The sequence below is a fragment of the Nocardia araoensis NBRC 100135 genome, assembly GCF_000308435.1.
Classification (GTDB): Bacteria; Actinomycetota; Actinomycetes; order Mycobacteriales; family Mycobacteriaceae; genus Nocardia; species Nocardia araoensis.
On record NZ_BAFR01000319.1, the window covers coordinates 1 to 7,666 of the forward strand.

Annotated in this window: 8 protein-coding genes and 1 pseudogene; 3 read left to right on the forward strand and 6 right to left on the reverse strand. The window is 68.7% G+C overall.

What is annotated here, in order from left to right; genetic code table 11:
* Positions 1-23: 23 nt before the first annotated feature.
* Positions 24-1,304, forward strand: coding sequence for an ATP-binding protein (locus ON21_RS31135; protein WP_039803980.1), 1,281 nt, complete (start codon positions 24-26; stop codon positions 1,302-1,304).
* 164 nt (positions 1,305-1,468) lie between these two features.
* A complete protein-coding gene (locus ON21_RS31140; protein ID WP_039803982.1) occupies positions 1,469-1,936 on the forward strand; it encodes a PaaI family thioesterase in 468 nt (155 codons plus the stop codon).
* 61 nt (positions 1,937-1,997) lie between these two features.
* Here the strand turns inward: ON21_RS31140 and ON21_RS31145 are convergent, their stop codons facing one another.
* The 6 genes from ON21_RS31145 to ON21_RS31170 are packed head-to-tail and all read right to left on the reverse strand — an operon-like array spanning position 1,998 to position 7,006.
* Entirely contained in the window at positions 1,998-2,840 is an 843-nt protein-coding gene (locus ON21_RS31145) for an acyl-ACP desaturase (RefSeq protein ID WP_039803984.1), read from the reverse strand.
* 16 nt (positions 2,841-2,856) lie between these two features.
* Positions 2,857-3,705 carry an SAM-dependent methyltransferase gene (locus ON21_RS31150; RefSeq protein ID WP_039803986.1) on the reverse strand — a complete coding sequence of 283 codons (849 nt, stop codon included), beginning with the start codon at positions 3,703-3,705 and terminating at the stop codon, positions 2,857-2,859.
* Positions 3,702-3,968, reverse strand: a complete 267-nt coding sequence (locus ON21_RS31155) for an acyl carrier protein (RefSeq protein WP_039803987.1) — start codon at positions 3,966-3,968, stop codon at positions 3,702-3,704. Before ON21_RS31155 ends, ON21_RS31150 begins: the two co-directional genes overlap by 4 nt.
* Positions 3,965-4,531, reverse strand: a complete 567-nt coding sequence (locus tag ON21_RS31160; protein ID WP_245562809.1) for a PaaI family thioesterase — start codon at positions 4,529-4,531, stop codon at positions 3,965-3,967. Before ON21_RS31160 ends, ON21_RS31155 begins: the two co-directional genes overlap by 4 nt.
* A 4-nt stretch (positions 4,532-4,535) precedes the next feature.
* Positions 4,536-5,324: a ferritin-like domain-containing protein gene (locus ON21_RS31165; RefSeq protein WP_039803990.1), complete on the reverse strand. Its 789-nt coding sequence runs from the start codon at positions 5,322-5,324 to the stop codon at positions 4,536-4,538.
* A gap of 23 nt (positions 5,325-5,347) precedes the next feature.
* Entirely contained in the window at positions 5,348-7,006 is a 1,659-nt protein-coding gene (locus tag ON21_RS31170; RefSeq protein WP_039803992.1) for an AMP-binding protein, read from the reverse strand.
* A gap of 269 nt (positions 7,007-7,275) precedes the next feature.
* Between ON21_RS31170 and ON21_RS31175 the strand changes: the two are divergent.
* Positions 7,276-7,666: pseudogene (locus ON21_RS31175) on the forward strand (cytochrome P450); the annotation flags it as partial.

The window sequence follows — 7,666 nt, forward strand, 5'->3', positions numbered from 1 at the left end:
TTCGATGACGGTTGGTGGTGTGTATGCCGGTTTGGCGTCTTCGCGAGTTTCACGATGATGACCTCGATCAAGTGATTCGGATCTGGGAGCAGAGCCGGGTGGGCACTGCGGGAGAGCCGGTGTTCGCGTTGGCGGAGATCTTGGCGGCCGTGCGGGCGGGGCAGCCTGCGGTGGTCGCCGAGGTCGGCGAAGAGATGGTGGGAATGGCGGTCGCGCAGATCCAGGGCGAGCGCGCGTGGGTCCTGCTGGTGGCGCTGGGTGCGCAGTGGCGTCGGCGCGGTATCGGCAGTGCGTTGCTGACCGAGCTGGAGCGGCGGCTGCGCTCGACCGGCGTGCGGCGGATCTGCACACTTGTTCCCGAGGGCGCCACCGGATCGGTCGCGTTCGAGAATTCCGGCTATTCGCGCAGGACCGGGCTGATCTTCTACGAACTGCTCGAACCGCTGCCACCCGCGCAGTCCAGTCTGCTGACCGAGCTGGGCGGTCGGTTGTTGCCACCTGGGCTGTGGCAGTCGATGGCGGGCATGGACCGGGAGAAAGATGTCATCGAACGGCGGATCGTGCTGCCGCTGGCGCATCCGGACGTGGCCGAGCGTTATCGCGTCAGGCCACCCAAGAGCGTGATCTTGTTCGGACCGCCCGGCACGGGAAAGACCAGTTTCGCGAAAGCCGTCGCCTCCCGGCTGGGCTGGCCGTTCGTGGAGTTGTTCCCGTCTCGGCTGGCCGCGACTGCCCGGGGTGGTCTCGCCGCGTCGCTGCGTGAGGTGTTCGCGGACCTGGCCGACCTGGACGAACTGCTGTTGTTCATCGACGAGGTCGAGGAGATCGCCGGCGCGCGCGAGGGGACGGCGACCAGTCCGGCGCATGGCGTGACGAACGAGCTGCTCAAACTGATTCCGGTGTTCCGAGAGGACTACAGCCGGTTGCTGATCTGCGCGACCAACTCGGTCCGTTCCTTGGATTCGGCGTTCCTGCGGCCGGGCCGCTTCGACTACGTGATCCCGGTCGGTCCGCCCGACGAGCCCGCCCGCAAAGCGATCTGGCGGCGTTATCTGGGTCCGGCGGCCGAGACCATCGACCTCGACCGCCTGGTCCGCGCCACAGTCCATTTCACCCCTGCGGACATCGAGTACGCGGCCCGCGCCGGCGCACAGTCGGCGTTCGAACGCGCGGTGCGCGAGGAAACGAGCGAACCCGCCGACCTCGCGGACTATCTGGCCGCCGTCGCCAACACTCGCCTGACGTTGACACCGGAAATCTTGACCGCGTTCGAGCAGGACCAGGCCGACTACACCCGGCTGTGAGACTCGGCCATCCCGGTGGCGGACACAGCGTAATGGGGCGGGCAGCCGAAAATCTCCTAGTGTCTATCAGCCGATCGAATGTCGGTATGCAACCGCATGCCGTCGGGTGGCGTTCATCGGGCGCTGGTCGAATAGCGGGGCAACGTTCGCAGGGAGGAAAAGCCATGACCAGCATCGACACTCACGCCAACGGAACCGTGGCGTCCCGTGTCACCGAACTGACCACGGTTTTCGAGCGGGGACTTCGCGAGAACCTAGGAGTCGGCGCGTCTCTGGGCATTCGACTGGAGACGGCGGGTGACGGCTACACCCGGTACTACCTCGATCCGAACCCGGCCACCATCAACGCGATGTTCACCGTGCACGGCGGCGTGCTGGCCACCTTGATGGACACGGCGATGGGTAGCGCGGTCTTCACGAAACTCGGTGACGGCGTGGCCTATACGACGCTGGAGCTGAAGGTGAACTTCATCCGGTCGGTGACGCTGGACGGTTCCCGGCTGACGTGCGAGGCCAACGCGGTGCACGTCGGGCGGCGCACGGCGACGGCGGAGGGCCGGATCACCGACGCGAGCGGCAAGCTGATCGCACACGGGTCGACCACGATCCTGGTCTTGCAACCCGCACAGTGAGCACGGCGGACGGCCCGGCTCCCGGAACACGATCGGGAGCCGGGCCGTCCGGTGTCGAAACTCAGACCAGCGAGCGGCATTCGTCGATGAAGCGCACCAATTCGTCGAGCCGGTCACTGCGGGCGTCCACCGCGCGGTCGATCACCTTCACCAGGTGCTCGTAGGCCTCGGTGTGGTCGTAGGAGGCCACATCGGCGATCTTCAGCGCCCACCGCCAGTAGCCGCGCATGGTGTCGGCCAAGGGCATGCGGAAGGTGGCGATCACTTCGCGGATCGGCTCCACGGTCGCGTCGCCGTGCACCCGCAGGTAGCGGCCGACCACGTCGGCCATGAAACTGAAATGCCGCGCCTCGTCGCGCGACAGCCGCGCCAGCACCGCCCCCAGCACCGGGTCGTCCGCCACCTCGCGCAGGTGCCGGTAGTACATCTGCGTCGCCTTCTCCTGCACCAGCGCGTAGGCGAAGAACTGGACGGGATGCCGGTAGGGCAGGTCGAACGGTTTCTGCCCTTCGATCGCCAGCTCGGTGCGCAGGGCGCCGCGCTCGGCCATCCCGGACGCCACCTGATAGCGGCTCAGCGCGCGTGCGTGGGTGTCCTCCTCCAGCGCCCAGCGGACGGTGAAGTGGTAGAGCTCGCGGTTGTGCACGAACGCGGCCCGGTCCACCGTGTCGTCGACCGGGAAATAGCGGTGGTAGACGTCGAAGTAGCCGGGCAGATGGTCCTCGATGAGGGTGACGAACCCGACCGCGGACCGCTGGCCCTCGGTGAGCCTGCCCGCGTCCGCGCGCGACCAGTCGACCGCGGTCTCCACATCCCAGGCCCGCGTGGCGGGGGAGGCGGCGAGGAACCCGTCGACGGCCGCGACCAGTTCGTCGACGGGAATCGGCGCCGTTTCGATGTTCATCTGTTGCTCCTGCGGCTCAGCGGGCGTTACGGCAGGTCAGCGCGTAATGCTTGGTGGTGTAACCCCATCCGGCGTTCGCGATCTCCAGGTAGTGCCGCAGCTTCGCGGCCAGGCCGGGCCCGTGCGCGTCGATGCGTTCGGCAGCGGCGTCGACGCCTGCGATCCAGTCGTCGATGGTGCGGCGGTAGTGCTCGGTGAGGTCGTCCACCGCGATGATGGAGAATCCCGCGTCCTCGGCCGCGGTCACCAGGTCGGAGAGCGGACGCAGGTCGCCCCACCCGAAGATGTCGGCGCGCACGAATTCCGTGCCCGCCTTGGCGTCGAACGCCGTGCGTGCGGACGCGTTGCGGAAGCAGCTCTCCGATACATACAGCGTGCCGCCGCGTCGCAGCACCCCGCGGGCGCGGCGGAAGACCGCGCCGAGATCGGGCATGTGCACGATCGAGCCGAGCAGCGTCACGGCGTCGAAGCCGCGTGGCGGCAGGTCCAACCGCTCGAAATGGCCGACCCGGGTGTGCACCCGGTCCGCGAGGCCGCGGGCGCGCGCCTGCTCGGCGATGTATTCGTGCTGACGCGGGGCCGGGCTGATCCCTGTTGTCTCGCAGCCGAATTCGGCCGCCATGAACAGGATCAGCGAGCCCCACCCGCAGCCGACGTCCAGCAGGCGCTCCCCGCCGGTCAGCCCGAGACGGTCGGCCACGAACCGCAGCTTGCGCCGCTGCGCCTGCTCGAGGGTGTCGGACTCCGATTCGTAGAGCGCCGAGCTGTATTTGCGCAGCGGGTCGAGGAATTGGCCGAAGATGTCGGGGTCGAGGTCGTAGTGCTGGTTGGTGTCGGCGGTGACCGGCTGGTCGGTGACGGTCACGCCGCCGCCTCGGCCAGCGCCTTGCCGACCACCGTGACGACGTCGTTCAACGAGGACAGGCCGAACACGTCCTGGTCCTCGAGCTCGATGTCGTAGGTGCGCTCGATCTTGGCGACCATGCGCAGCACGCGCACCGAGTCGACGCCGGCCATGCCGCGCAGGTCCAGGTCGGGGCGCAGCTCGGCCTCGGCGATGCCGGTCTCGGCGGTGGCGATGCCGGTGACCGTGCGCAGGATGTCGTCGGCGGTGTGGGTGGACGTCATGACTTGACTCCGTTCGGTGCGAGGGCGGTGCCGGTGGACAGTGCGTGGGAGAGCGCGGCGACCTCGTCGTCGCCGAGGGTGAGCTGATGGCGCACGTCGCCGAGCGCGAACGGCTGGTAGGCCGCGGTGGAGCCGGCGCACACCATGCCGTCGGCGTCGCGGATCTCCGCGGACGCCTGGATCGGGCGGTCCGCTTCGCCGCCGGACAGTGTCGCGACGCAGCGGTATTCGCGTCCGACGAGCAGCGGGGTGAGGAATCGGGTGCGCTGGGTGACGGTGAACGCCGGGTGGTGGCGAGCCAGGACGATGAGGTTGCCCATCACCTCGTCGCAGATCACGCCGATCAAGCCGCCGTGCACGACACCCGGGTAGGACTCGAATTCCCGTCCGAGCCGGAACCGGGCCTGCAGCCCGTCCGGATGCGGGGTGAACCGTAGGCGAAGGCCGGTCGTGTTGTGCGGCGAGCAGCCGAAGCAGCGGTAGTCCGGGAGCACCGACCAGGGCACCCGGACGGTGTCCACACCGCCGTGCACGGTGTCGTCGAAGGCGCTGTCGCGGTCCACGGCGCTAGGCGATCGCGTCGGCCAGGGCCCGGCGAACCTTGGCGTTGCTGGACAGGTCGAGTCCGGTCATGTTGCCGAAGGTGCGCCGGACCTTGTCGTGCAGGACGTCCAACTCGCCCTCGGCGGCGACCTGCTCGAGGAACAGGTCGAAGCCGGTGTCGATGGTCTCGTGGTCGCCCAGCTCGCTGATCCCGGCCTTGAACGTGCTGACCGGGTGCTTGATCTTGGCCTCGGAGCTGTACACGTAGAGGGTCTCCAGCACCGACGGCAGTTCCTCGGGTCGCTGTCGCAGTCGCTCGGTGGCGTAGTGGATGAATTCGCGCGCGTGGCCCGCCTCGTCGCGGCTGGCGTCGAGCAGCAATCCCTTCAGCACGGGTTCGGTGACCCAGTTCGCCACCGCCCGATAGATGTGGTTGACGGTGAGCTCGGAGATGATGTTGGTGGCCAGGGTGGCGGAGGGGGTGGTGCCCGGCGCGTACGGCTCGCGCATCGAGTCGACGGCCTTGTCGTCCACGCTCTCGCCGAGCGCGCTCAGCCAGGACCGGAACGCGTAGTGGTGCTGCACTTCCTGGTAGCCCCACACCACCGCGAACGTGGAGAAGTCGTAGTCGTCGACGAACTCGTTCAGGAATCCGTGCACCGCGGCGATGACGTTGGACTCGCCCATCGTCGCGCTCTTGGCCAGGGTGATGTACTCGGGGCGGACCAGGGAGTCGTCGACGGCGTCGAGAGCGAGGTCGGCCAGCTTCCAATGCAGGCGTTCGTAGTGGCGGAAGACGTCATAGCTGTGCACGAAAGGCTCCGGTTCGGTCGGGATTACCTGCGGTGGGTGATGAGATCGCGGGCGGCGAGCCGCTGGAGCTTGCCGCTGCTGGTACGGGGGATGCTGCGCGGCGCGACCAGGTGCACCTGGACCGCCGCCAGCCCGAGTTCGGCGGCGATCCGGGCGCGGATCGCCGCGGCGAGCGCGTCGGCGTCGGCCCCGGTGCGCTCGGATTCGGCGATCAGCGCGATCACCTCCGCGTCGTCCGGGTCGATCGCCGCCGTGCACCGGCCCTTGTACACGCCGTCGAGGTCGCGCACGGCCGCCTCGACGTCCTGGGCGTAGTAGTTCACGCCGCGCACCGTGATCATGTCCTTGCACCGGCCGGTGACGAAAAGCTCGCCGTCCCGCAGGTAGCCGAGGTCGCCGGTGCGCAGCCAGCCGTCGGTGAACAGCCCGGCCACTCGTGCGGGGTCGGCGGTGAGGTATCCGTCGGTGACCGCGTCGCCTCGGATGAGGATCTCGCCGACTTCGCCGTCGGGCAGGTCGCGGTCCTCGTCGGGGGCGACGACGCGCAACCGCATCCGCGGTACCGGCGAGCCCACTCCGGCGACCGGCCGGGCGCCCGGTGCGTCCGGCGGAACCGGTTGCGCCACCGCGTCATCCGACAGGGCGGCGCGATCCACCCACTCGAAGACGGGCGGGCGGCCCAGCGGCGGGAAGGTGACGGCGAGGGTTGCCTCGGCCATACCGTAGACGCCGAACATCGTCGCCGGGCGGAATCCCGCGGGAGCGAAACGCTCGCAGAACGCGACGACGACGTCCCGGGAGATCGGTTCGGACCCGTTGAACGCGATCCGCCAGCGGCTCAGGTCGTACTCGCGCACCCGCTCGGCGGGCACCGCGGCCAGCAGCGCCTCGTAACCGAAATCGGGCATCGCGGTGATGGTGGTACCGCAGGCGGCGAACTCGGCGAGCCAGCGGGCCGGGTCCTTGACGAACGACAGCGGGGACCACACGTGTGCGGGAATGCCGCGCAGAATCGCCGAGAGCGTGCCGAACAGGCCCATGTCGTGGAACAGCGGAAGCCAGAAGCCGCCCTGATCGTCCAGGCTCAGGTCGATGCCGGTGCGGATCGATGCCAGGCCGCTGAGGACGTTGTGGTGGCTCAGGCGAACGCCTTTGGGCGTCGCGGTGCTGCCGGAGGTGAACTGGATGACGGCCGGATCGTCGCCCGTCAGGGCGGGAAGTGCCTCCGCCGCCGCGTCGTCTTCGGCGAAAAGTGCCGCGGTGTCGACCAGTTCGACGTCCAGCGCGTCGGCCAGCAGCGCCGGCAGGTGGGCGAAGCGGTGCGACACCAGAACCGTGCGCATGCCCGCCGCCGCGATGATGGCGGCCAGCTTCTGCGGGTAGCCGCTCGCCGCCCGCGCGCCGGCGGGCAGCGGAAGGGGAGTGGCGGCGCCGCCCGCCGCGGTCACCCCGAACAGGCAGGTGAGGAACTCGGGAGCATTCGGGCTCAGGATGCCCACCGGTTCGCCGCGCCGCACCTCGCGCCGGAGCAGGGCCGTCGCCGCGACCAGCGACCGCCGGTGCAGTTCGGCGTAGTTCACGGTTTCCGACACCGACCAGAACGTGGCCGTCACCACGGGATGGGCGGCGGCGATCTCGGCGAGGCGGCCGTGCAGTGTCACGGCCGATTCCGCGGAATTCATGTCTGTCACGGAAACAGCGAATTGTGACGGCGCATTGAACTCATTGTGAATTGACGTCGGCGATAAACAAGGCCGATCATTCGATCGCACTGCGCAATAAGGTATTTCGGCTATGGTCCGATAGGAACGGGCGATCGTCGCCGCGCCCGGCCGGTCTCGCGCATCACGATGGACGAGAAATTTCTTCCGCGTCCCGGAATTGTCCGCAGCGATCCGGCGGATGTCATGCCCTTTTCCGCGCCGCGTCCATTTCTACCCAGGAGTCGCCGGTGAGTTCCGACCATTCCGCGGTCGAGGAAATGACCCCGGTTCAGCTGGCTGTCGTCGAGAGCGTCGCTGCGCATACGCGGCACGATCCGTACCGCAGTTACGACGTGCTGCGCGCCGCAGGCCCGTTCGTGCCGGGCCCGCACGACACCCACCTGGTGACCCGCCACCACGAGGCGCAGGCGATCATGCAGGACCCGCGCTGGAGCCACGCGGAGGAACCGGATCTGCTGCACGGCGACAGCGAGGTCGAACTGCCCGGCTCCTTCCTCTGGATGGAACCGCCGGAGCACACCCGCTTGCGCGGACTGGTGAGCAAGGCGTTCACCGCGCGCACCGTCGGCGGTATGCGCGAGCGCGCCGAGCGTCTGGTCGACGACCTGATGGCGAAGA

Bases quoted from the DNA above. Each gene is read 5' to 3' on its own strand.
- ON21_RS31140 (WP_039803982.1), top strand. From the start codon at position 1,469: ATGACCAGCATCGACACTCACGCCAACGGAACCGTGGCGTCCCGTGTC.
- ON21_RS31135 (WP_039803980.1), top strand. From the start codon at position 24: ATGCCGGTTTGGCGTCTTCGCGAGTTTCACGATGATGACCTCGATCAA.
- ON21_RS31145 (WP_039803984.1), bottom strand. From the start codon at position 2,840: ATGAACATCGAAACGGCGCCGATTCCCGTCGACGAACTGGTCGCGGCC.
- ON21_RS31155 (WP_039803987.1), bottom strand. From the start codon at position 3,968: ATGACGTCCACCCACACCGCCGACGACATCCTGCGCACGGTCACCGGC.
- ON21_RS31170 (WP_039803992.1), bottom strand. From the start codon at position 7,006: ATGAATTCCGCGGAATCGGCCGTGACACTGCACGGCCGCCTCGCCGAG.